The following is a 777-nucleotide window of genomic DNA, read 5'->3' on the forward strand; positions in this document are numbered from 1 at the left end:
CTCTATCGCTACAGTCCGTTTCCTTCTTCCCCGTCCCGGCCCCCCCCTATATCCCCCCCAGGAGTATCGTCGGCAGCGTCCGATGTGTCTAAGAGCCAGGGCTCGGCCAGCGCGGCCCCCGCGCGCAGCGGCCCGGCCATGCGCGCGGGCCAGGCCGTGTCGCGCGTCTACCTGGGCATCTCCGCCGCCAGCGTGCCGATCGGGATGCCGAACAGCAGGGCGGCGGAGATGCCCAGGTAGACGCGCGACACGGCCTGGCCCGCGCGCAGCGGCCCGGCCATGCGCGCGGCGGCCTCGCTGGCCGTGCCCCAGAACACCGGCAACGCCAGCGCAGGAATGAAGCGCGCCAGCGCCAGCACCCACAGGTTCGGCGCCAGCGCGGCCAGCGCATTGGCGCCGGCGAAGACCAGCAGGATGGCGACGAACAGGCGCTTGCGTTCCACGTGCGCCAGCGCGGCCGTGAGCGGCGGGCCGGCCAGCATGACCGTGAAGGCGAACAGCGCGACCAGTTGCCCGGCCTGCGGGACCGACACGCCGAAATCGCGCGCCAGCGCCGGGATCAGGCCGACGATCAGGAATTCGGTGGAAACGATGACGAAGGCGGCGAGGGCCAGGATGATGATGGCCGGGCCGGAAGCCGTGGCCGGCGTGGCGGGGGAAATCGGGTGTGGCATGGGGCAGATGGGTTTCGTGTATCCAGCCCCGAACGATATTGAAGAATGAAAATCCTATCCCGGGTATATATTCTTCATATTTAGGAAATTAATTCCTATATTG

The 777-nt window shown here is 67.8% G+C and carries 1 pseudogene; it reads right to left on the reverse strand.

Annotated elements, in window-relative coordinates:
- Nucleotides 1-179: 179 nt before the first annotated feature.
- A pseudogene (locus KDH83_RS16280) lies at nucleotides 180-674 on the reverse strand (MFS transporter); the annotation flags it as partial.
- Between the last annotated feature and the right edge of the window lie 103 nt (nucleotides 675-777).

Source organism: Achromobacter sp. Marseille-Q0513 (assembly GCF_018195695.1).
In the GTDB taxonomy this organism is placed as follows: domain Bacteria; phylum Pseudomonadota; class Gammaproteobacteria; order Burkholderiales; family Burkholderiaceae_B; genus Achromobacter.